The organism is Microbispora sp. H10670, from assembly GCF_014161385.1.
GTDB lineage: Bacteria > Actinomycetota > Actinomycetes > Streptosporangiales > Streptosporangiaceae > Microbispora > Microbispora triticiradicis.
The window spans coordinates 61483-83131 of the sequence record NZ_JABBWW010000019.1; the positions used below are offsets into that span (position 1 = coordinate 61483).

Annotated in this window: 22 protein-coding genes; 7 read left to right on the forward strand and 15 right to left on the reverse strand. The window is 71.8% G+C overall.

Annotation, left to right across the window (positions count from 1 at the left end; translation table 11 throughout):
• Positions 1 to 5 precede the first annotated feature (5 nt).
• The 3 genes from HHX33_RS24295 to HHX33_RS24305 form a co-directional block, all read right to left on the reverse strand.
• Positions 6 to 758 carry an MBL fold metallo-hydrolase gene (locus HHX33_RS24295; RefSeq protein ID WP_182876638.1) on the reverse strand — a complete coding sequence of 251 codons (753 nt, stop codon included), beginning with the start codon at positions 756 to 758 and terminating at the stop codon, positions 6 to 8.
• A complete protein-coding gene (gene murI / locus HHX33_RS24300; RefSeq protein ID WP_396699189.1) occupies positions 755 to 1591 on the reverse strand; it encodes a glutamate racemase in 837 nt (278 codons plus the stop codon). The genes HHX33_RS24295 and murI overlap by 4 nt, the downstream gene beginning before the upstream one ends.
• Before the next feature lie 127 nt (positions 1592 to 1718).
• Positions 1719 to 2513 carry a thioesterase family protein gene (locus HHX33_RS24305; RefSeq protein ID WP_182876639.1) on the reverse strand — a complete coding sequence of 265 codons (795 nt, stop codon included), beginning with the start codon at positions 2511 to 2513 and terminating at the stop codon, positions 1719 to 1721.
• A gap of 211 nt (positions 2514 to 2724) precedes the next feature.
• On the opposite strand from HHX33_RS24305, the gene HHX33_RS24310 reads away from it, so the two are divergent.
• Positions 2725 to 4407 (forward strand): DUF3352 domain-containing protein, encoded by a 1683-nt coding sequence (locus HHX33_RS24310; protein WP_182876640.1) that lies wholly within the window; start codon positions 2725 to 2727, stop codon positions 4405 to 4407.
• Between the two features lie 58 nt (positions 4408 to 4465).
• Here HHX33_RS24310 and HHX33_RS24315 read toward each other — a convergent pair whose 3' ends face one another.
• From HHX33_RS24315 to clpS, 5 genes are all read right to left on the reverse strand, one after another.
• Positions 4466 to 5413, reverse strand: coding sequence for a PLP-dependent cysteine synthase family protein (locus tag HHX33_RS24315; RefSeq protein WP_182876641.1), 948 nt, complete (start codon positions 5411 to 5413; stop codon positions 4466 to 4468).
• The gene (locus HHX33_RS24320) at positions 5414 to 5692 is read right to left on the reverse strand and encodes a MoaD/ThiS family protein (RefSeq protein ID WP_182876642.1); all 279 of its coding nucleotides are present in this window, start codon (positions 5690 to 5692) and stop codon (positions 5414 to 5416) included. It lies immediately after the preceding gene.
• Positions 5693 to 5971: 279 nt separating this feature from the next.
• Positions 5972 to 6388: a Mov34/MPN/PAD-1 family protein gene (locus HHX33_RS24325; RefSeq protein ID WP_117409395.1), complete on the reverse strand. Its 417-nt coding sequence runs from the start codon at positions 6386 to 6388 to the stop codon at positions 5972 to 5974.
• Positions 6389 to 6398: 10 nt separating this feature from the next.
• The gene (locus HHX33_RS24330) at positions 6399 to 6923 is read right to left on the reverse strand and encodes a DUF2017 domain-containing protein (RefSeq protein ID WP_117409394.1); all 525 of its coding nucleotides are present in this window, start codon (positions 6921 to 6923) and stop codon (positions 6399 to 6401) included.
• Positions 6923 to 7210: an ATP-dependent Clp protease adapter ClpS gene (clpS, locus tag HHX33_RS36430; RefSeq protein ID WP_182876643.1), complete on the reverse strand. Its 288-nt coding sequence runs from the start codon at positions 7208 to 7210 to the stop codon at positions 6923 to 6925. The genes HHX33_RS24330 and clpS overlap by 1 nt, the downstream gene beginning before the upstream one ends.
• A gap of 39 nt (positions 7211 to 7249) precedes the next feature.
• Between clpS and HHX33_RS24340 the strand changes: the two genes are divergently transcribed.
• From HHX33_RS24340 to HHX33_RS24355, 4 genes are all read left to right on the forward strand, one after another.
• Positions 7250 to 8533, forward strand: a complete 1284-nt coding sequence (locus tag HHX33_RS24340) for a nicotinate phosphoribosyltransferase (protein ID WP_310741505.1) — start codon at positions 7250 to 7252, stop codon at positions 8531 to 8533.
• Between the two features lie 64 nt (positions 8534 to 8597).
• Positions 8598 to 9170 (forward strand): isochorismatase family protein, encoded by a 573-nt coding sequence (locus HHX33_RS24345; protein WP_182876644.1) that lies wholly within the window; start codon positions 8598 to 8600, stop codon positions 9168 to 9170.
• An 89-nt stretch (positions 9171 to 9259) separates the two neighbouring features.
• Positions 9260 to 9958 (forward strand): hypothetical protein, encoded by a 699-nt coding sequence (locus HHX33_RS24350; RefSeq protein ID WP_182876645.1) that lies wholly within the window; start codon positions 9260 to 9262, stop codon positions 9956 to 9958.
• Between the two features lie 240 nt (positions 9959 to 10198).
• A complete protein-coding gene (locus tag HHX33_RS24355; protein WP_182876646.1) occupies positions 10199 to 10936 on the forward strand; it encodes a hypothetical protein in 738 nt (245 codons plus the stop codon).
• Positions 10937 to 10993: 57 nt separating this feature from the next.
• Here the strand turns inward: HHX33_RS24355 and HHX33_RS24360 are convergent, their stop codons facing one another.
• The 6 genes from HHX33_RS24360 to HHX33_RS24385 form a co-directional block, all read right to left on the reverse strand.
• Positions 10994 to 12748, reverse strand: coding sequence for a DEAD/DEAH box helicase (locus tag HHX33_RS24360; RefSeq protein WP_182876647.1), 1755 nt, complete (start codon positions 12746 to 12748; stop codon positions 10994 to 10996).
• Between the two features lie 309 nt (positions 12749 to 13057).
• Complete coding sequence (locus tag HHX33_RS24365; protein WP_182876648.1) at positions 13058 to 13585, reverse strand: hypothetical protein; 528 nt, start codon at positions 13583 to 13585, stop codon at positions 13058 to 13060.
• 461 nt (positions 13586 to 14046) lie between these two features.
• A complete protein-coding gene (locus tag HHX33_RS24370) occupies positions 14047 to 14931 on the reverse strand; it encodes a hypothetical protein (RefSeq protein WP_182876649.1) in 885 nt (294 codons plus the stop codon).
• A 129-nt stretch (positions 14932 to 15060) separates the two neighbouring features.
• Positions 15061 to 16113 (reverse strand): zinc metalloprotease, encoded by a 1053-nt coding sequence (locus HHX33_RS24375; protein WP_182876650.1) that lies wholly within the window; start codon positions 16111 to 16113, stop codon positions 15061 to 15063.
• Positions 16114 to 16184: 71 nt separating this feature from the next.
• The gene (locus HHX33_RS24380) at positions 16185 to 16436 is read right to left on the reverse strand and encodes a DUF3039 domain-containing protein (protein ID WP_373868705.1); all 252 of its coding nucleotides are present in this window, start codon (positions 16434 to 16436) and stop codon (positions 16185 to 16187) included.
• Positions 16437 to 16567: 131 nt separating this feature from the next.
• On the reverse strand, positions 16568 to 18130 hold the full coding sequence (locus tag HHX33_RS24385; RefSeq protein ID WP_182876652.1) for a DHA2 family efflux MFS transporter permease subunit: 1563 nt from the start codon (positions 18128 to 18130) through the stop codon (positions 16568 to 16570).
• Positions 18131 to 18264: 134 nt separating this feature from the next.
• Between HHX33_RS24385 and HHX33_RS36435 the strand changes: the two genes are divergently transcribed.
• On the forward strand, positions 18265 to 18900 hold the full coding sequence (locus tag HHX33_RS36435; protein ID WP_182876653.1) for a TetR family transcriptional regulator: 636 nt from the start codon (positions 18265 to 18267) through the stop codon (positions 18898 to 18900).
• 22 nt (positions 18901 to 18922) lie between these two features.
• On the opposite strand, the gene HHX33_RS24395 is transcribed toward HHX33_RS36435, so the two are convergent.
• On the reverse strand, positions 18923 to 19900 hold the full coding sequence (locus HHX33_RS24395) for a leucine-rich repeat domain-containing protein (protein ID WP_310741506.1): 978 nt from the start codon (positions 19898 to 19900) through the stop codon (positions 18923 to 18925).
• A 238-nt stretch (positions 19901 to 20138) separates the two neighbouring features.
• Here HHX33_RS24395 and HHX33_RS24400 point away from each other — a divergent pair, with 238 nt between their 5' ends.
• Positions 20139 to 21563 (forward strand): cellulase family glycosylhydrolase, encoded by a 1425-nt coding sequence (locus HHX33_RS24400; protein ID WP_182876655.1) that lies wholly within the window; start codon positions 20139 to 20141, stop codon positions 21561 to 21563.
• Positions 21564 to 21649 lie beyond the last annotated feature (86 nt).

The window sequence follows — 21649 nt, forward strand, 5'->3', positions numbered from 1 at the left end:
ACGGGTCACCCTAGGTCATACACGGCGCCGCTCCGTGCCAACTCCATCGGCCCGTCGAAACCGCCGCGTGAGGCGTCCTCCAGGACCCGGGCCTTGTCGTACCACGGCACGAGATGGGTGAGGACGAGCGTGCCCGCCCCGGCCCGCGCGGCGTGCTCGGCCGCCTGCCTGCCGCTGAGGTGCAGGCCGGGCGTGAGGTCCGGCCCGTCGAGGAAGGATGCCTCGCACAGCAGCACGTCGGCGTCGTGGGCGAGCTTGACCAGTTCGGCCGACTCCCCGGTGTCCGCCGAGTACGCCACCGAACGGCCCCTGCTGGACACGCGGAAGCCGTACGTCTCCACCGGGTGGTTCATGGGGGCGGCCGTCACCTCGAACGGGCCGACGTGCCGCGTGCCGGGTGACAGCCGCAGGAAGTCGAAGGAGTTCTCCAGCACCGGCTCGTCCGGCATGGCGTACGCCGCGTTGAGCCGCTTGGACGCTCCGGCGGGGGCGTACACCGGGATCTTCGGCAGCGGGCCGTCCGGGGTGTAGGTGCGTACGACGTGGTAGGCGCACAGGTCGAGGCAGTGGTCGGCGTGCAGGTGGGACAGCAGGACGGCGTCGACGTCGTAGAGCCCCGCGTGCCGCTGGAGAGCGCCCAGCGACCCGCTGCCGAAGTCGACGAGCATCCGGAAGCCTTCGGCTTCGAAGAGGTAGCAGGAGGACGGGCTGTCTGGGCCGGGGAAGCTGCCCGAGCACCCGACGACGGTCAGCTTCATCTCGGACTCCCCACGCCGGTCGCCTCGCCGAGCCCGGGGGCGGTCCGCTCCACCGACTGCAGCTCCGGGCCGAGGAACCGCTGGCCGAGCCGTTCGAACAGTTCCGTGTCGCCGGTCGCCCGGAAGCGGTGCCTCGGCCGGCCCGCGCCGTTGGACAGCCCCCGGTCGTGCAGGATCCGGTAGACGTCCTTGGCGGTCTCCTCGGCGCTCGACACGAGCGTGACCCCGTCTCCGGCGACGTACGACAGCGCGCCGGTGAGCAGCGGATAGTGGGTGCAGCCGAGGATCAGCGTGTCGCAGCCCGCGTCCTGGATCGGCTTGAGGTAGCCCCGGACCACCTCGATGAGGTCGTCGCTCATCGTCTCGCCGCGCTCGACGAACTCCACCAGCAGGGGGGTGGCCACCGCGACCAGTTCGACGTCGGGGGCCGCGGCGAAGGCGTCGTGGTAGGCCATCGACTCGATGGTGGCCCGCGTGGCGATCACGCCGACCCTGCCGTTCCCGGTGGCCCGCACGGCCCGCCGCGCGGCGGGCTGGATCACCTCGACGACGGGCACGTCGTATCGCTCCCTGGCGTCCCTGAGCACGGCGGAGCTGGCGCTGTTGCACGCGATGACCAGCATCTTCACCCCGTGCTCGACCAGGTGGTCCATCACCTCCAGCGCGTAGGCGCGGAGCTCGGCGATGCGCTTGGGCCCGTACGGCTGGTTGGCCGTGTCGGCCACATACAAGATCGATTCGTGGGGCAGCTGGTCGATGATCGCCCGGGCGACGGTCAGGCCGCCCACCCCGCTGTCAAAGATCCCGATCGCCCTGCTGTTGTCCTCCGGCACGCTTCCCAAGGTTAGGGGACCGGTCCCGGCCACCGGCGGTAAGAAAGCTCACATCGCGAGCCGCCGCGCCGGAGGCCCGGCGATCGGGCAGCGCCGCCGCGCCGGAGGCACGGCGATAGGGCAGGGCTCAGCCGCGGCCGAGCCGGGCGAGCTGGCGCGACTGGGCGACCAGCCGGCCCGCCGAGTCCCACACCTCGACCTCCTCGTCGAACCAGCCGTCGCTGATCAGCCGCCCGCCACCGATGAGGGTCAGCCACCCCGGGGCGGGCAGGGCGCGCAGGTGCCAGGTCAGCTCGACCGTGGGGGCCCATCCGCGCGCCCCCGCCGAGAACACGACCGGCGGCAGCGCGTCCACCGCCATCGCCAGCACGAACGGGTCGGGGTCCTGCGGCTCGGCCAGCCGGAAGTAGGCCCGCGACTCGGGCCGCCCGGTGGGCTCCCCGGTCAGCCAGCCGATCGTGGGCGGGTCGAACCGCATCTCCATCCGCGCGCTGAAGTTCATGGCCGACGCTGCTTTCGGATCGGGCAGGCGCACGCAGTCCGCCAGGCCGGGCATGGCCACCGAGGGGCCGTCCGACCAGTCCGGGTCCGCCGACCCGTCGAGCGTGGCGGTCGCGACGAGCATCTCGACGAACGCCTCGCCGTCCCGCACGAGCCGCGCCCGGGTCATCGCCGCCGTACGGCCCGACTTGAGCTGGTCGAGCACGACCTGGGCCGGGCCCGGCCGGGCCACCCGCAGGAAGTGGGCGCTGGTGGACACCGGGTGCGGGTGCGCCGAGGCGTCCGCCACCGCGCGCAGCACGGTGGCCATCAGATAGCCGCCGTTCAGCGGCCCGCCCATCGAGTATCCGTCGTCGAGACACACGTCGTAGGTGGTGTCGTCGACCCGGATCGCCCGCGTGGCCTCGTCGAACTTGGTCATGCGCCCCTCGCCGCTCTACCGAATGATGTTCTGCTGGTTACTGTAGCGTGGCGCTCTCCGCCGCAGCGGGCGGGGATCACCCGGTCATCACCTGGGGATCAACTGAGCGCGACGGTCAAGCGGGCTGCAAGCGCCCTTCTAGCGGCCGCTCCTAACCTCCGGGCGACGACGCCTCCGGGCGTACGACCCGACGACGCTAGTGAGTGAGCCAATGCCCGCCGACCGCTCCCCCCGGCAGCCGGACCCCCGGACTCCGCACCCCCGACACGCCGAACCGGCGTCGGGCCCCTGGAGCCCGCGTGACGAGAGCGACCTCGACCGCACCATCTCCTACCGGTTCCCCCGCCCCTCGGCCCGGGAGGCGCACACCGTGCGGCTGCCCGGCTGGAGCGAGCAGGAGGAGATCGGCTTCACCACCGTGGCCGAACCGCCGCCGCACGCGCCGGCTCCGGCGCCGGCTCCGGAAGGTCGGCGGGGAGCACGCGGCTGGATCCTCGCGCTCGTCGCCGCCGTGCTCGTCGGAGTGGTCGGCGGGGGCGGCGTGTGGGCCGCCTCGAAGCTCAGCGGCGGCGGCACCCAGCCGCAGGACGTGCTGCCCGCGGACGCGATCGCCTACGTCCGGCTCGACCTCGATCCTTCCGCCGACCAGAAGCTCGCGTTGTTCGGCATCGCCCGCAGGTTCTCCGCCACCCGGGACGCCTTCGGCGGCGACGACCCGCGCGAGGCACTCGTCACCGCCCTGGGGAAGGACGGCTCCGGCCTCGCGAAGGTCGACTACGCCAGGGACGTCGAGCCGTGGCTGGGCGACCGCGTCGGCCTCGCCGTGCTCCCCTCGGCCGGCGGCGGCGACCCCGTCGGCGCGATCGCCGTACAGGTCAGGGACGAGGCGGCGGCCAGAGAGGGCATCGCGCGCCTCGGCCTGCGCGACGGGAAGGGCGGCCTCGCGTTCCGCGACGGGTACGCCGTCATCGCCCCGACCCAGGAGCTGGCCGACCGGTACGTCACGGCGGCGCCGCTGTCCGGCGAGCCCCGCTTCGCCGACGACCTCCGCACGCTGGGTGAGCCGGGCGTGCTGTCGTTCTGGGCCGACGTGGAGAAGGTCGCCGCGGCCGCGTGGCCGTCGGCGAACGGCGCGGAGCCGCTGCTCGACCGCGTCAGGGACATGCGCTTCGCCGGCGCCCTCCGGTTCTCCGGCGACTACGCGGAGCTGGCCGGGATCACCCGCGGCGGGAAGACGGCGCCGGGCCGTCCCGAGCCGGTGCGGATCGGCGAACTGCCCGCGTCCACGGTCGCGGCGGCCTCGTTCTCCGGCCTGGGCGACCTGCTGCGCGAGCAGTGGTCCTCGATCGAGCGGGCGGCGGACGGCGCGGGCGGCGGGCCGTACGCCGAGACGCTCGACGCGGCGCGGCAGTACGGCCTGTCCCTGCCGGACGACCTGGTGACGCTGCTGGGCAGGAACCTCACGCTCGCCCTCGACGAGCAGGGCCTGGACGGCTCCCAGCCCCACTTCGGCGCGGTGCTCACGACCGACGCCGCCAAGGCCCAGGACGTGGTGGACAGGGTGAAGGCCTACCTCGACGGCATCGAGCGGCCGGCGGACTTCGCCACCGCGAGCGGCGACGGCCGGTTCGTGCTCGCGACGACCCCGGACTACGCCGCCACGCTGGGCGGCGGCGGCGCGCTCGCCGAGTCCGAGACGTTCCGGCTGGCCGTCCCGGACGCCGGGAACGCCACCTACGCGGTGTACGCAGACCTCGACCGGCTGGAGAAGCTGTACCTGAGCGGCGCCGGGGACGCCGGGCGGCGGGACCTGGAGAAGCTGCGGGCGGTCGGCCTGAGCGGCGCCTCGGGCGAGGCCGGGTCGAGCTTCACCCTCAGGGTCGTGTTCGACTGAGCCCCCGGCCCGCACGGCCGCGCCGCCGTCCGGCGGGTGGCGCGGCGGCGGGCCGGAGTCAGGCCCAGAGCTGGCCCTCCAGTCGGTCCTCGGCCTCGTCGAGCGTGCCCTCGTAGGCGCCGGTGGACAGGTACTTCCACCCGCCGTCGGCCACGATGAACACGATGTCGGCCCGCTCCCCCGCCTCCACGGCCTTACGGGCCATGCCGAGGGCCGCGTGCAGGGCGCAGCCGGTCGAGATGCCGGCGAAGATGCCCTCGGACGCCAGCAGCTCACGGGTGCGCCGCAACGCGTCGGCGGAGGTCACCGAGTAGCGGGTGGTCAGCACGGACGCGTCGTACAGCTCGGGGACGAACCCCTCGTCCACGTTGCGCAGGCCGTAGACCAGCTCGCCGTACCGCGGCTCGGCGGCCACGATCTTCACGTCCGGCACCTGCTCGCGCAGGTAGCGCCCGACGCCCATGAGCGTGCCGGTCGTGCCGAGCCCGGCGACGAAGTGGGTCACACCCGGCAGGTCCGCGAGGATCTCCGGCCCGGTGGACTCGTAGTGGGAGCGCCAGTTCGCCGGGTTGCCGTACTGGTAGAGCATCACCCAGTCGGGATGCTCGGCCGCCAGGCCCTTGGCCACCCGTACGGCCTCGTTGGAGCCGCCCGCGGCCGGCGAGGAGATGATCTCCGCGCCCCACATGCGCAGCAGCTGGCGGCGCTCCTCCGAGGTGTTCTCGGGCATGACGCAGATCAGCCGGTAGCCCTTGAGCCGGGCCGACATCGCCAGCGAGATGCCGGTGTTGCCGGAGGTCGGCTCCAGGATCGTGCAGCCCGGCGTGAGCAGCCCGTCCTTCTCGGCCTGCTCGATCATCCACAGCGCCGGCCTGTCCTTGACCGACCCGGTCGGGTTGCGGTCCTCCAGCTTCGCCCAGATCCGCACGTCGGCGGACGGCGAGAGCCGGGGCAGCCCCACCAGCGGGGTGTGCCCGACCGAGTCGATCAGCGAGTCGAAGCGCATCTAGCGCGCTCCGCCCGCGACGGCCGGGAGCACGGTCACGGTGTCGCCGTCGGCGACCGGGGTGCCGAGCCCGCCGAGGAAGCGCACGTCCTCGTCGTTGAGGTAGACGTTGACGAAACGGCGCAGCCCCGACTCGTCCACCAGCCGGCTCTTCAGGCCGGGGTGGCGCGACTCCAGGTCGCCGAACAGCTCTTCGAGGGTCGATCCCTTGGCGTTGACCGCCTTGGCGCCATCGGTGTAGCTGCGGAGGATGGTAGGAATGCGGACCTCGATGGCCATCTCGGCTCAATCTCCTTGATCTGTGGTCGTCGTTGTGGTGGGCGTCCGTTTACTCACGTCCGCCGGGCGCGTCCGTTCATCTGGATGGAACATGGCGGGACGGGCGGCGATTCCAGCCGGGCGGCGGCAGCCGGCCGGGGCTCAGCGACAGTCGTAGACGACGACGGACGGCGTGTGCGCGAAGAGGAACGCCTGAACAGGAGATTCCGGGCGTACCCGGCGCATCAGGACAGCCGGTGACGACACAGGACGAGCGTCATCGTAAGGCATGGTTCAAGTTTAACCGTACGCCTCGACGATCTTGACGTCCTCCTCCGTCACAACCCCGTCATTGATCCGGAACGACCGGAACGGCGTCTCCTCCTCGGAGGCGGTCGAGACCAGCACGTAGTGGGCGTCGGGCTCGGAGGCGTAACCGATGTCCGTGCGGGAGGGGTACGCCTCGGTGGCGGTGTGGGAGTGGTAGATCACGACGGGCACCTCGTCCCTGTCGTCCATCTCCCGCCACACCCGGAACTGCTCCATGGAGTCGAAGCGGTAGAACGTCGGGGACCGCTCGGCGTTCTCCATGGGGACGAAGCGCTCGGGACGGTCCGATCCGGCGGGCCCGGCCACGATGCCGCACGCCTCGTCCGGGTGATCGGCCCGCGCGTGGGCCACGATCCTGTCGACCAGCTCGCGTGAGATCGTCAGCATGCCGGAAAACCTACCAAAGGGCCCGGACGAGGCTGTCCTGCAGGTAGGTGAGCCAGTCGTAGGTCACGAACGCGGGATAACGCGGGTCGTCCTCGGACATCGAGGCGATCTCCTCGTGGACCTCCTCGGTCACCTCCAGGCGCACGCCGAGCGCGAGGCGGACGTCGTTGAGCGCCCTCAGCCACGCCTGCCCCTGCTCCGCGGTCAGCGTCAGCCGCCCCGGCGCCGCCGTCTCCAGCAGGGTGGTCGCGTCGGCCCGCTTGCCGTCGCGCAGCGTCGCCTCCGTGTAACGCCGGAACTCCCCCGCCGCCTCGTCGTCCTCGGCGTACGCCGAGGGGAACAGCCGCGCGAGCACGGGGTCGTCCGGCGGGGTGGCCGAGCCGATGCCGAGCGCGCGCTCCAGCGGATCGTCCCCCGTGGTGCCCGGCTCCACCAGGCCCAGCACCTGTGACACCAGCGAGCGCAGGATCGACACCTCGCCCGCGTCGAGGTGGATCGAGACGCCGTCGCGTGCCGCCTTGAATCCCGTGCTCATCATCTGTCCTGCTGGACGGTCGCCCACAGGCCGTAGGAGTGGAGTATCTGCACGTCCCGCTCCATCTCCTCCCGGGTGCCGCTGGAGACCACGGCCCTGCCCTTGTGATGGACGTCCATCATCAGCGTCTCGGCCTTCTGCCGGGGATAACCGAACACGGTCTGGAAGACGTACGTGACGTACGACATGAGATTGACCGGGTCGTTCCACACGATCGTGAGCCACGGCAGATCGGGGCGCACGTCCGACGACGGACGCTCTACCTCGGCTGGAGCTGTGCTACCCACGTAACCATCCTGCACCACGACCGTCGTAGTCTTCGACACGTGCGCATGACCACGGGCACGGCCCTGCTGACCGACCAGTACGAACTGACGATGCTCCAGGCCGCGCTGGCGGGCGGTGCGGCGCACCGGCGGGCGGTCTTCGAGGTGTTCGCCCGGCGGCTGCCCGGAGGACGGCGCTACGGCGTGGTGGCCGGCACCGGGCGGTTCCTCGACGCGCTGGAGGACTTCCGCTTCGACGAGCAGGACATCGAGTTCCTGTGCTCCGCCGGGATCGTGGACGGGCCGACGGGCGACTTCCTCGCCGGCTACCGCTTCTCCGGCAACGTGTACGGCTACCGCGAGGGCGAGGCGTTCTTCCCCGGCTCACCGATCATGGTGGTGGAGGGGACCTTCGCCGAGGCCGTGCTGCTGGAGACGCTGATCCTGTCGATCCTCAACCACGACTGCGCGATCGCCGCCGCCGCCTCCCGCATGGCGCAGGCGGCCGGCGACCGGCCGCTGATCGAGATGGGCTCGCGCCGCACCCACGAGTGCGCCGCGGTCGCCGCCGCCAGGGCGGCCTACCTGTGCGGCTTCGCCTCCACCTCCAACCTCATGGCCGGTCACCTGTACGGCGTGCCGACCGCGGGCACCGCCGCCCACGCGTTCACCCTGCTGCACGACTCGGAGGCGGAGGCCTTCCGGATCCAGATCGAGTCCCTCGGGCTCGGCACCACCCTGCTCGTGGACACCTACGACGTGGCGAGGGCCGTACGGACGGCGGTGGAGCTGGCCGGGCCGGACCTCGGCGCGGTCCGCATCGACTCCGGCGACCTCGCCGTGGTGGCCGTCGAGGTGCGCCGCCTGCTCGACGACCTGGGCGCGGACCGGACGCGGATCGTCGTCACCAGCGACCTGGACGAGTTCGCGATCGCCGCGCTGGCGGCGGCGCCGGTCGACGCGTACGGCGTCGGCACCGCCCTGTCCACCGGGTCGGGCCACCCGACGGCCAGCCTGGTCTACAAGCTGGTCGCCAGGGAGGACGCGTCGGGCGTCCTCCAGCCGGTCGCGAAGGCGTCCGTCGGCAAGCCGAGCGTCGGCGGCCGCAAGTGGGCCTACCGCAGGACCGGCGGCGGCACCGCCACCGCCGAGGTGATCACCCGCGAGCCGGTGGAGTCCGAGGACCGCCCGCTGCTGGCCGAACTCGTCCGGGACGGCAAGGTCGTGGGCCGGGAGAGCCTGCTGACCGCCCGCGAGCGCCACCGGGCTACTTCGGCGGAGTTGCCACTCGAAGCCCGCAGCCTCTCCCCTGGAGACCCCGCAGTCCCTACTATCTTCAAGTGATCGCGGAGGACCGGCGCATGAGGACGACGCCGGTCCTCCGTGATCGCCACTGTGAGGTGACCCCATGAAGACCGCGCTCATCATCGTGGACGTGCAGAACGACTTCTGCGAGGGCGGCAGCCTGCCGGTCGGCGGGGGCGCCGGGGTGGCCGCCGCGATCGGCCGCCACGTCGACGAACACGGGTACGACCACGTGGTGGCCACCCGTGACTACCACGTCGATCCCGGACCGCACTTCGCCGCCGAGCCCGACTACGTCGACACCTGGCCGCCGCACTGCGTGGTCGGCACCTCCGGCGCCGACTTCCACCCGGCCTTCGACACGGCGAAGGTCGAGGAGATCTTCAGCAAGGGGGCGCGGCAGGCGGCCTACAGCGGGTTCGAGGGCGCCACCGCCGACGGCGTGGGGCTCGCCGCGTGGCTGCGTGAGCGGGGAGTGGAGGCCGTCGACGTGGTCGGCATCGCCACCGACCACTGCGTCCGGGCCACCGCTCTCGACGCGGCGGCCGGCGGCTTCTCCGTACGGGTCCTGCTGGACCTGACCGCCGGCGTCGCCAGGGAGACGACCGAGGCGGCGCTCTCCCGGCTGGCCGAGGCCGGCGTGGAGCTCACCGGGGAGCCCGTCCTCCAGTCCTGATCCACGCCGCGCCGGACGTCAATTCCTTCACCGCGAAGCGTCACGGGTGTATTACCTGGAGTGACGACCCTTCGTGGATTGGCGGCCCGATGTTCGCGTTCTCGCTCGGCCTGTGCTGGCTCGTCCTCACCCCGGCCTGCGTCTGGCTGCTCTTCGGCCGCGGCCACCGCGGTGCGCTTCGCGCCGCGGGCGCGCTGACCCTGGCGGCGCTGCAGGCGGTCACGATCGCCCTGGGGTTCGCCCAGAGGCCCGAGGCGACGCCCGCGCGGACGGTCGCCGTCCGCGACACCGGCGCCGCCACACCGAAGGAGCGCCCGCCGGCCGCACCCGGGCAGGACGAAACGGACGGCCAGAGCGGGAAGGACGGCCAGAGCGGGCGGGAGGCGCCAGGCGGCCCGGCGGGCCCCGTCACCTCGCCGGCGTCACCCCCGCCCCTGGCGAGCGGCGGGTCCGCCTGCGACGAGCGCGTCGCCACCCCCGACGCCGTACGGCTGTCGTTCCACGGACGGGCCCTGCACGGCCTCACCGTCTACTGGCCCGCCACCACGGGGCAGTGCGACACCGCGACAGTGGCGGTGCACCAGGCCGGGCACCGCCTGCGCATCTGGGTGCGGGAGGGCGCGGAGGACGGGCGCCAGGAGGGGACGCACCGCGTTCCGATACGCGTGGAGGGGGGCGTCGCCTCCCTCAGCCTCCGGCTGAGCCCGGCCACCCGGCACCATCGCCGCTACGTCGCCATCGACGGCCACACCGGCGACCGAATTCCGCTCAGGTCGCACATGTCCTAATGAATGGCGATTCACGTTTCTCGGCTTCCCGGTGCCGGTAGAAAAAACACACGCGCCGCTCCCGCTTCCGGTGGCCATTCATACACCGGTGTGGACAACCCTTATCCCGCCCAGGAAGCGCGGCGAATTTCCTGAATCCTCGCCCTCCCATGACGGTTCGAACCTGATAGCAATGTCCTCCGCGCACCCCGCCTTCGCAGCGCACCCCGGCAGCGCTGCCCTAAAGTTGGAGGACGCCCTATGGCCATGCCCACCCTCAAACAACGCGTCAAGCGCTTGGAGAATGACTTCATGGAACTCAGCGTCCATTGCCGCAAGCAGGCGGCAGAGCACGCGTACGACGCGATGCAGATGACTTGGGACAAGATCGATGCGATGAGCGACCGCCTGCTCCGGGTGGAGCGGGTCGCCGCGGAGACGAGAGCTGACGTCGGCATCCTCAAGCGGCAGATGGGCGTCGTGACCATCCGGCTCGACCGCATCGACGGCGAGATCAGCCGCCTGGACAGCAACGTCTCGGCCCTCAACGTCCGAGTCGATGGACTCACCCACCAAGTCGGAGACCTCACCAAACGAGTCGACGGCCTCAACGACCGAGTCGACGGCCTCACCAAACGGGTCGACGGCCTCAACGACCGAGTCGACGGCCTCACCAAACGGGTCGACGGGCTCAGCGACCGAGTCGACGGACTGACCGAACGCGTCGACGGACTGACCGAACGCGTCGACGGCCTCAACGACCGAGTCGACGGCCTCACCAAACGAGTCGACGGCCTCAACGACCGGGTCGACCACCTCACCCGGCGCGTCGACAGCCTCCACGACCGGGTCGACGGGCTCAGTGACCGGATGGACCGGATGGCGGAGTCCAACGCGACGATGTTCGAGGCCGTTCTCCAACGGCTGGACGACCTGTCCGCCCAGGTCCGCATGAACCAGCACGCCTCGCGAAGCGGGACTCCGCGCCAGGGAGAGTGACGGCGTCCCTCGGTTCGCCGCCCTGTCAGGGGCGGCGGACCGAGGGCCGAGGTGGGTTCACCTGCGCTGGGTGGCCCATTTGCGGATCATCGCGATCCGCTCACGGACCTGCTCGGCGGTGGCCTGGGCGATGGCGGGCCCGCCGCAGGCCCGGCGCAGCTCCGCGTGGATGACGCCGTGCGGCTGGCCGGTGCGGTGGTTCCACGCCCCGACGAGGCCGTTGAGCTCCTTGCGGAGCTCCGCGAGCTGCTCGTGCGGCGCGAGGGCCGGCGCCTGCTCCTCGCCCTTGCGGGTCTTGCGCATCGCCGCCTGCTGGTCGGCCTGACGCTTACGCAGCAGCGACGCCACCTGGTCGGGCTCCAGCAGGCCGGGCAGGCCGATGAAGTCCTCCTCCTCCGGCGAGCCGGGGGCGGCGGCGGTGCCGAACTCGCCGCCGTCGAACAGCACCCGGTCGAAGGTCGCGGACGCCTCAAGGGTCTGGAAGGGCAGCTCGTCGCCGAGCGCGTCGGGCTGCTTCTTCTCCTGCTGCGCCTGCTCCAGCAGCATGTCGTCGAGGCCGTCCTCGTCGCGGCGGCGGCCCAGCACGTGGTCGCGCTCGGTCTCCATCTCCCCCGCCAGGCCCATCAGGACGGGCACCGACGGCAGGAACACCGAGGCCGTCTCGCCGCGCTTGCGGGCGCGCACGAACCGCCCGACGGCCTGGGCGAAGAACAGCGGGGTGGAGGTGCTCGTGGCGTACACGCCGACGCACAGCCGGGGGATGTCGACACCCTCGGAGACCATCCGGACCGCGACCAGCCAGCGCCGCTCGGAGGTGGCGAAGTCCTTGATCTTCTTGGACGCGCCGGGGTCGTCGGAGAGGACGACCTCCGCGCCCTCGCCGGTCACGGTCCGGATGTGCCGGGCGTACGCCCGGGCGGACTCGTGGTCGGAGGCGATGACCAGGCCGCCGGCGTCCGGGACGCCGCGCCGGACCTCGGTGAGCCTGCGGTCGGCGGCGTGGATGACCTGGCGGATCCAGTCGCCCTTCGGGTCGAGCGCGGCGCGCCAGGCCTGGGAGAGCTGGTCCTTGGTCAGCGGCGTGCCGAGCGTGGCGGCGATCTCGTCTCCGGCCCGCGTGCGCCACTTCATCTCCCCCGAGTAGGCGAGGAAGATGACCGGCCGGACGACGCCGTCGCCCAGGGCCGGGCCGTACCCGTAGGAGTAGTCGGCGACGCTGCGCAGGGCGCCCTCGCCGTCCTCCACGTAGGTGACGAACGGGATCGGGCTCTCGTCCGACCGGAACGGCGTGCCGGTCAGCGCCAGCCGCCTGGTCGCCGGCTCGAACGCCTCGCGGACGCCGTCTCCCCACGACTTGGCGTCACCGGCGTGGTGGATCTCGTCGAAGATCACCAAGGTCTTGCGCGCCTCGGTGCGGGCACGGTGCAGCGCCGGGTGCATCGCGATCTGGGCGTAGGTGACCGCGACACCGGTGTAGTCGCGGGAGGTCGCGCCCTGGCTGTTCTTGAACTCGGGGTCGATGCCGATCCCGACCCGCGCCGCCGCGTCGGCCCACTGCCGCTTGAGGTGCTCGGTCGGCGTGACGATGGTCAGTGCGCGCACGACCCCGCGGCTGAGCAGTTCGCTGGCGATCCGCAGCGCGTACGTCGTCTTGCCGGCGCCGGGGGTGGCGACGGTCAGGAAGTCTCTCGGCTCGCGCCGGACGTAGAGGTCGTAGGCCTCCTGCTGCCAGGCACGCAGCTTGGGGGCGGTCCCCCAGGCGGCTCTGTCGGGGTAGGACGGGGAGAGGTGGGACGCGGCCGAAACGCTCAACGACGCCTCCCCGAACTCATCGGAACACTGGTGTCTCTATCGGTTCGCTCCCTCACAGTGCCATCAGAGTAGCCCGCCGCACCGACAGAACGCGCCGACCACACGCATGGTGGTCCGAAATCGCATGGTGTGGGAATCCCCACAGCTCCGGAACGGACCGCCGTCCGACGCGGCCGGATGCGCACCGGGCGGAGCCACGGACCAGGAGGATCGCGGCCCAGGCGGGACGGCGGGCACGCACGAGGCGGCCGGCCCGCGGAGCCCCCAGGCATCCGCGGACCACCCGCCCCGGCGTCGGTCAGCCCGTCGTCACAGACGCGCCGGCGTGGTGCAGTCCGAGGCGGTCAGCGGCAGGGTCGAGGCGCCGCTCGTGTTCGCGACGCTGCAGTCGGAGACGAAGATGCTGCCGTCGGCCTTCCGCACGGTGACCCTGAGCCGTCCCACGGGAATGCCGCTGGCGGTGAGGCTGCTCAGAACGCCGCCGGTGCCCAGCAGGGTGGTGCTCGGCGCCGGCGCCAGGGTCACGTCGTACAGGAAGCCCGGGGAGAACACCGAGGTGAGGTCGGCCCAGGACGTGCCGTCGTTGACGAACACGTGGCCCCGGCGCGCCGAGCCGGTGAAGGTCTGCGAGCTGAGCGGCACCACGCTCGTGGTGGTGCCCGCCGCCGGCAGCACGTTGAAGGTCGTGATGATGTTCGCCGAGTCGAGACGCGGCAGGGGAATGAAGCTCTTCTCCCCGCCCTGCGGACTCGTCGCCCCATGCGCGACCGGGGTGGTCTTCGTCGAGGTGGCGCTCGCCGCGATCGAGCCCGACAGCCCCACGGTCGCGCAGGTCACCGCCACCGCGGCGGACCAGGTCAGCAGGCGACCGGCGCCACGCGAACCAGAGGCAGAGCTGCTCCTACGAGAAATCAATTTGATTTCCCCCCATGGTGAGAATTGGTCTTTCCGGGTCACCGCGATTTTCGTGCGATGCGACCTCGAAGATACCCGTCCGGAGAAACGCGGGCAGCGAGCCACTTATCGGATACCGGCAAACAGATGTTACGCCTATCTCAAAGCCGTTCCGGCGATTGTCGCGATTCCCCGCATCACACGACGGAACCGCCGATCGGGTACTCGCCCATTCAGATACTCATCCGCCCGGGCATACGGGACAGAGCGCGCGACCGTTATGACAGCCGGTTTTCCGATTGAGCCGCTATATCGGGCAGAACGCCGCCAAGATGCCAATTTCCGGGCACGCGACGTGCCGGTCCCGCCGTACGGAGAAGGCCCGGCGGATCGGTCCACCGCCGTCAGCGGGCGCCCCACATGAGGCCCTCGATCTCGGCCCGGGACCGCGGCTGGTCGGGGTGCGCCAGCCCGAGCAGGACCGTGCTGCCGCCGTCGGACCGGGTCAGCAGGGTCACCCGCATGAAGGCGGGCTCGTTCACGACGTCGCTGTACTCGGCCCGTACGGCCCGCGTGTGGCCCGGCCGCCCGCCGACGGTCACCGCGCGGTCGTCGAGCACCTCGACCTTGTCACCGTGCAGCAGCAGGCGGGCGTAGAGGTCGCTCAGGTCGATGACCTCCGAGCGGAGGCCGGGCGGATCGACCGGGTCGCCCGGCCGGGCCATGACCGTGGCGCTGTCCCCCCGCGCGGCGACGGTGGTGAAGCCGCTCACCGGGGCGACCACCCCCTCACGCCACTCGGGCGGGAGGGTGTAGGCGACCCCGGCGACCTGGTCGTGGATCACGGTGGGCGGCACGCGCTCGGCCCGGTTCAGGACCGTGACCACCACCGCGCCGATGACCGCCGCCGAGCAGGCCAGCGCCAGGCCGCCCACCAGGAGCCGCCACAGCCATCGGGGCATGCGCCGGGGCGGCGTGGCGGGCGCGCCGTACCGGCGGGCGGCGGGCGGAAGCTCGTCCTCCTCCTCGCCGGGCGGCGTGAGCGGCCACACGGAGGGTTCGGCCGTCGCCCGCCCGGAGACCGGCGCGCCGTACGGGGCCGTGCGCTCGCGCCCGTCGCGCGCCGGGCGGTGCCGGCCGGAGGCGCCCTCCGCCCCCGCGTCCCCGCCCGCTCCCGGCACACCGTACGGACGCGTGAGGCCCCTGCCGGTGGTCTCGGGGCCCGCCTCGCCCCGGCCGGGGGGCTGCTCGGCGGGCGGCCAGACCCGGCGGGTCCACTCGTCATCCACAAAGCCTCCCGGGCGACCTGGCCGGGCGTGCGTGGGACGGAACCGGCGAGCGACGGAGCGGCCAGGGCCACCCGCGGAGCCCTGTGACCGTGAACGCTGCTGGGAGTTATTCACACACGCGCCGCCGCGTCAACGCCTCCCGGCCGATTCGTCATCGGGCGGTGCGGCGAGAGCGTCCGACGTCACCTCCGGGTCGGCGCCCCGCGGACCCGGCCGGCGGTACACGTCCCACATCTGCCGGATCCGTACGGCCTGGCCCGGGGTGAACTCGCGCATGCACCGGTCCTGGGAGTAGTCCATGAAGTTGTGCGTCGGGTCGTTCCCCGGCGCGGGACAGCTGTCCTTCCTCGGCGGGCAGCCGGTGGTCGGCCGGGCCTCGGCGGGGGTGTCGTCCACCGAGTCGCCCGGTGCGGCGCAGCCGTTCTCGAAGGTGTGCAGCAGGCCGAGCCAGTGGCCGATCTCGTGGACGGCGGTGAAGCCCCTGGCGAAGTCGCGCAGGGGGCCGCCGGGCACACTCCGCCAGTCGACGACCACTCCGTCGAGGCCGGGGTCGTCCTTGTACCAGTAGGGATAGGTGGAGTATCCGAGCACGAGCCGGCTCATCTGGGCGATGAAGAGGTTGAGCGTCTCGGGGCCGCCGGTGCGGAGCTTCTCCTTCAGCGGCTCCTCGTACCCCAGAGGGTCGCGGAACCAGGCGCGGTTGTCGGTGTGGGTGACGCCCTTGAGCTCGAACCTGACCCCGGTGTCGGCGCCCCCGTACCCGCCGGAGTAGGCGGTGTTGAGCACGGCGATCTGCCTGGCCACGGCGGCGTCGGGCAGGCCGAGCGCGCCGTCCCTGACGATGTGCACCCACACCGGGACGGTGATCCGCTCGACGGCGCCCGGGTCGCGCCGGGAGAGACCCGCGGCGCCGCTCCGCTCCGCCGCGCGGAGCCTGCGGTCGAGATCGGCCGACATGCGGGCGGCCTCGCCCGGTCCGGGGTCGCGCGGCTCCATCGCGTGCGTGAGCCGCCGAGGAAGGGCGGTTTCCGCGCCCGGGCGCCGCGCGACGCCGGTCTGGGCCGCCGCAGGGCAGTCATCCGGCCGGGCGGCCTGCGGGGAGGCGGCGGACGCCGGGGCGGCGCGGACGCCGCCCAGCGCGTACAGGCATGCGAGGACGACGGCGATGGGTCGCCGAACCATTCTTTCCCCCGATACGGCTGGTCAGAAGGCTGACGTTAGCCGTCGGGGGGAAGGTCATCCCGTACCGACACTCACTCGGCGGGCGGCTCGCCCTTGGGCAGCCCTTCGTAGATCTCCTTGCACTCCGGGCAGACCGGATACTTCTTCGGGTCGCGGCTGGGCACCCAGACCTTGCCGCACAGGGCTCGCACCGGCGCACCGGTCACGTAGCTCTCGGTGATCTTGTTCTTGTCGGCGAAGTGCGAGAAGCGCTCGTGGTCGCCGTCGCCGTGCGAGAGCCGGGGTGTTACGTCGCTCTCGGGAAGAATCTTCGTGCCGCTCACGAGGACCAAGTCTATTGCAGCGGGCGCGCTCCCCTCGGTCCGCGGACGCGCGCGGCGGGCCGCCCCGCGCCGGAGACGCGTACGGCCCCCGCGTGGTGGCGGGGGCCGTAAGAGGAGCGGACGGCGTGCCGTCAGCCCAGGTGGACCGGGGCGCCCTCGGTCTTGCGGCCGGCCCGGACGAACAGGGCCAGGGCCGCGGCGAGCAGGGCGACGGCCGTGCTCACGAGGAAGCCGAGGTGCAGGCCGTCCATGAAGGACAGGTGTGAGGCGTCCGCCAGCACCTTCGCGAGGGGGCCGGTCCCCGGCGGGGCGGCGCCGACCGACGCGGCGGCCTCCAGCAGGCCCATCTGCTCGGGCGGCACGGCCGCCGCGGCCGGGCCGAGGTGGCCGGGCAGCACGTCGGCCACCCTGGCGGACACGATCGCGCCGAGGATGGCGGTGCCGAGCGCGCCGCCGACCTGCATGGCGGAGTTCTGCACACCGCCGGCGACGCCGCTCAGCTCCTCCGGCGCGTTGCCGACGATGATCTCGGTGGCGCCGACGAACACCGGCGACAGGCCGAACGCGAGCAGCACGAACGGGATCGCGGTGTCGGCGAAGGCGGCCTCCACGCTGAGCCGCGACATGAGGAACATCGCGACCGCGCTGATCACCATGCCGCCCGCGATGGTGATCTTCGGGCCGAGCTTGCCGATGAGGAGGCCGGCGATGGGCGAGGCGACGATCATGCCGGCGCTCATGGGCAGCATGCGCAGACCGGAGTCGAGCGGCGTGAGCCCGTGCACGCCCTGGAAGAAGAACGTGAGGAAGAACATCGCGCCGAACATCGAGAACGCCATCAGGATCATCAGCACGGTGCCGATCGAGACCGACGCGTTGCGGAACAGGCTGAGCGGCAGCAGCGGCTCGCGGACCCTGGACTGCCAGAACACGAACAGCGCGCCGAACACCACGGTGGCGGCCAGGAAGGCGAGGGTGCGCACGTCGCCCCAGCCCCAGCTGGGCGCCTTGATGATGGCCCACACCAGGTCGAACATCGCGACCGACAGCAGCAGGACGCCGAGCCAGTCGACCCTGGACAGCGCCTGCGCCCTGCTCTCCCGCAGGGCCCACAGCCCGAACGCCAGGGCCGCCGCGCCGACCGGCACGTTGACGAAGAACACCGACTGCCAGCTCACGTTCTCCACCAGGAGGCCGCCGATGATCGGGCCGCCCGCGCTCGACAGGCCGATGATCGCGCCCCACGCGCCCATGGCCATGTTCAGCCTCTCGGCGGGGAACGCCGACCTGAGCAACGCGAGCGCGGCGGGCTGGAGCAGCGCGCCGAAGAGTCCCTGCAGCACCCGCAGCGCGATCAACATGCCCACCGAGGACGACAGGCCGATCGCCAGCGAGGTCAGCGCGAAGCCGGCCACGCCGGCGAGGAAGACCCGCTTGTGCCCGAAGAGGTCGCCGAGCTTGCCCGCCGTGATCAGGAAGACCGCGAGCGCGAGCAGGTAACCGCTGGTCACCCATTGCAGGTCCGACAGCGTCGCCTTGAGTTCGACCTGGATCACCGGGTTGGCGATGGCCACGACCGTGCCGTCCAGCATGACCATGATCACGCCGAGCGAGACGGCGAGCAGCGTGAGCCACGGACGTCCCTGGCCCCGTCCTGGAGGCGCGTCCGCGTCCACCGATACGGCTTGTGTCATCGAGGTTCCCCCTAAGCACCACTGAGCAGACCCCTGGCAATTTAGTGTCAGCCCATGACAGATGACAAATCCTTTTATCCGACATACGGTGACATCTGCAGGTTGCTACCGGCAGTTTTCGAGGAGGTGACGCCGTGGGGCTCCGCGAGCGCAAGAAACAACGCACCCGGGACGCCCTGGTCGACGCGGCTCTCGACCTCTTCCTCACCAGGGGCTACGAGGCGACCACGGTCGAGCAGATCGCCGCCGAGGTGGACGTGTCGTCGAGGACGTTCTTCCGCTACTTCGCCTCGAAGGAGGACGTGGCACTCTCGCTGACCGCCGAGGAGCAGGAGATGTTCCTCGCCGAACTGGTCACCCGCCCGGAGTCGGAGTCGCCGTTCACGGCGCTGAGTCAGTCGATGCGGGCCATGCTGGGCATCCTACGAGAGCTCGACGAGGTGGAGACGGGCAGGATCGTCAAGGCCCGCCGGCTCATCCACTCCACCCCGTCCCTGCTGGCCGGGGGCATGCGGCTGGTGCGGGAGAACGAGCGCAGGCTCGTCGCCGAAGTGGCCCGCAGGATGGGAGTCCCGCCCGACGACCTCCAGCCGCAGTTCGTCGTGTCGCTGTTCGTCGGCATCGGCCTGCTCTGCCTGGACGGGCCGACCGAGGATCTGGGCGACATGGCACGGCGGTACGAGGACCTGCTCACGCTCGCCGAGCGCTCCCTCCGCCCCGGCTGGGACCTGCCCGTACGCCCCGCCGGAGTCGTTCCGCCTCCGCGCTGAGGGCCCCCGGCAGGAGGACGACTCACAGGAGGACGACGCAGCCGCGCTCGCGCAGCGGCCGGACGCAGGCGGGCGCCTCGTCGAACTTGACCCAGCGCAGGTCGAGCTTCTCCAGCAGCGGCAGCTCCGCCAGCCCTGCGGGCAGCTCGGTGAGGCGGGTCGCCCGCAGGTCGAGGTGGGTCAGCCGCGTCAGCCCCACGACGGACCGGGGCAGCCGTTCCAGGGGGTTGCCCCGCAGGTCCAGACGGCGCAGCCCACCCAGCCCCCCGATCGACTCGGGCAGCGCGGTGAGGCGGTTGTTCCTGAGGTGCAGCTCGCGCAGCCCGGTCAGGCGGCCGATCGTCTCCGGCAGCTCGGTGAGCCGGTTGTCGTGCGCGCGCAACTCGTGCAGGGCCGCCATGCCGCCGATCGACGCGGGCAGCTCCGCCAGCCGGTTCTCGGCGAGGTTGAGGTAGCCGAGCCGGTCGAGCCGTCCGAGCGAGGCGGGAACCGTCGTGAGCCCGTTGTCGCTCAGGTAGAGGTAGTCGGTCAGACCGGGCAGGTCCCCGATCTCCGCCGGCACTTCACGGAGCCGGTTGTGCCCCAGGTCGAGCATGCGCAACGCGCCCAGACGGGCGAGGCCGGGAGGCAGATCGGCGATCTCGTTCTCGGCGAGGTTGAGCGACCGCAGCCGGCTCAGCCGCCACAGCGCGGCGGGCACGGAGGTCAGCGCGTTGCGTCCGAGGCCGAGGTGTTCGAGCGCGGTCAGATCCCCCAGCTCGGGTGGGATGGCCGTGATCCGGTTGCCGTAGAGCCACAGGACCCGCAGGCGTTCCAGCCGCGCGATCCATCCGGGCAGCGACGTGAGCGCGTTCCCGTCGAGGTCGATGTGCCGGAGCGTCTCCGCCCCCCGCACGGCGGCCGGCAGCGACGACAGCCCGGCGTCGGCCGCCACCAGGGCGACCGGGACACCGCCGGCGAGCCGCACGGCCTCCTGGGGCGGCCAACCGGGTTCGGGCACGTCCGCGACCCTACCGGCCGCCGCGCGGCCGGTGAACGTTTCATCGGGTCGCGGCGGCCCAGGTGAGGGGGACGGGAAGCGATCGCGCTGGTCCGGCGGCCCATCCCGCCGAACCGGTTCAGTTGCAGCAGGCCCGCCCGGCGGCCACGCCGGTCCGTCTCCTGTACGGTCCCGGGCCGTGCCGCCTATGGTGCCGGAGGCGCTCCCAACGGCGTCGCTCCCCCACCCGAGGTACAGAATGAAGACACGTCTCATCGCCGTGGGCGCGGCACTACTCGCCCTCCTGCTGTCGGTGGCCGCGATGAACCAGACCGCACAGGCCGCGACCGGCCTCCACGTCAGCGGCACGAAAATCGTCGAAGCCAACGGGAACAACTTCGTGATGCGCGGCACCAGCCACGCGCACACCTGGTACGCGAGCCAGACGAGCTCGTTCGCGAACATCAAGTCGCTGGGCGCCAACACCGTGCGCGTCGTGCTGAGCGGCGGCCGCTGGACGGCCAACTCGGCGAGCGACGTCGCCAACGTCATCTCGCTGTGCAAGCAGAACCGGTTAATCTGCGTGCTGGAGAACCACGACACCACCGGGTACGCCGAGCAGAGCGGGGCGTACACGCTCGACCAGGCCGTCGACTACTGGGTCGGCCTGAAGAGCGTGCTGACCGGCCAGGAGAACTACGTCGTCATCAACATCGGCAACGAGCCGTACGGCAACAACAACCCGTCCGCCTGGACCACCGCGACCAAGAACGCGATCGTCCGGATGCGCGCCGCCGGGTTCCAGCACATGCTCATGGTGGACGCGCCGAACTGGGGCCAGGACTGGCAGTTCGTCATGCGCGACAACGCCGCCTCGGTCTTCGCGAGCGACACCCAGAAGAACACCGTCTTCTCGATCCACATGTACGGCGTCTTCGACACGGCGGCCGAGATCACCGGCTATCTGCAGGCGTTCCAGACCGCGAACCTCCCGCTGGTCATCGGCGAGTTCGGCAACATGCACTCCGACGGCGACCCGGACGAGGACACGATCATGTCCCAGGCCCAGTCGCGGGGCGTCGGCTACCTCGGCTGGTCCTGGAGCGGCAACGGCGGCGGCGTCGAGTACCTGGACCAGGTCACGAACTTCAACGTCGCCCAGCTCACCTCCTGGGGCCAGCGGCTGTTCAACGGCGCGAACGGCATCAAGTCGACCGCCAAGGAGGCCACGGTCTACAGCGGGCCGCCGGTGAGCCCGTCGGCCAGCCCGTCCGGCTCGCCCAGCACGTCCCCCAGCACCTCCCCGAGCCCGCCCCGCAGCCCCTCCGCGTCGCCCAGCGCGTCCCCGAGCGCGTCGCCGAGCACGTCGCCCAGCGGCAACGGCCGGGGCTGCTCGGCGACGTACCAGGTCACGAACCAGTGGGGCGGCGGCTTCCAGGCCGAGGTGACCGTCAAGGCCGGCGCCGGCGCGATCTCCGGCTGGACCGTCACCTGGACGTACGCCAACGGCCAGACGGTCACCCAGGCGTGGAACGCCGCGGTGACGTCGAGCGGCTCGTCGGTCACGGCGAAGAACGTGAGCTACAACGGCGGCCTCGGCGCCGGAGCGTCCACCTCGTTCGGCTTCCTCGGCTCCTGGAACGGCGCCAACCCGGTGCCCGCGGTGACCTGCACCGCGAGCTGAGACACGGCGACTCCTGAAAGATCATCAAAGGCCGGGCGCGCTCACCGCGCCCGGCCTGCGCCGTACAGGCCGATCGGGTCCCCGAG

Coding starts and splice junctions, on each gene's coding strand:
- HHX33_RS24295 (WP_182876638.1), bottom strand. CDS start 758: ATGAAGCTGACCGTCGTCGGGTGCTCGGGCAGCTTCCCCGGCCCAGAC.
- HHX33_RS24305 (WP_182876639.1), bottom strand. CDS start 2,513: ATGACCAAGTTCGACGAGGCCACGCGGGCGATCCGGGTCGACGACACC.
- HHX33_RS24310 (WP_182876640.1), top strand. CDS start 2,725: ATGCCCGCCGACCGCTCCCCCCGGCAGCCGGACCCCCGGACTCCGCAC.
- HHX33_RS24315 (WP_182876641.1), bottom strand. CDS start 5,413: ATGCGCTTCGACTCGCTGATCGACTCGGTCGGGCACACCCCGCTGGTG.
- HHX33_RS24320 (WP_182876642.1), bottom strand. CDS start 5,692: ATGGCCATCGAGGTCCGCATTCCTACCATCCTCCGCAGCTACACCGAT.
- HHX33_RS24325 (WP_117409395.1), bottom strand. CDS start 6,388: ATGCTGACGATCTCACGCGAGCTGGTCGACAGGATCGTGGCCCACGCG.
- HHX33_RS24330 (WP_117409394.1), bottom strand. CDS start 6,923: ATGAGCACGGGATTCAAGGCGGCACGCGACGGCGTCTCGATCCACCTC.
- HHX33_RS24345 (WP_182876644.1), top strand. CDS start 8,598: ATGAAGACCGCGCTCATCATCGTGGACGTGCAGAACGACTTCTGCGAG.
- HHX33_RS24350 (WP_182876645.1), top strand. CDS start 9,260: ATGTTCGCGTTCTCGCTCGGCCTGTGCTGGCTCGTCCTCACCCCGGCC.
- HHX33_RS24355 (WP_182876646.1), top strand. CDS start 10,199: ATGGCCATGCCCACCCTCAAACAACGCGTCAAGCGCTTGGAGAATGAC.
- HHX33_RS24375 (WP_182876650.1), bottom strand. CDS start 16,113: ATGGTTCGGCGACCCATCGCCGTCGTCCTCGCATGCCTGTACGCGCTG.
- HHX33_RS24385 (WP_182876652.1), bottom strand. CDS start 18,130: ATGACACAAGCCGTATCGGTGGACGCGGACGCGCCTCCAGGACGGGGC.
- HHX33_RS24400 (WP_182876655.1), top strand. CDS start 20,139: ATGAAGACACGTCTCATCGCCGTGGGCGCGGCACTACTCGCCCTCCTG.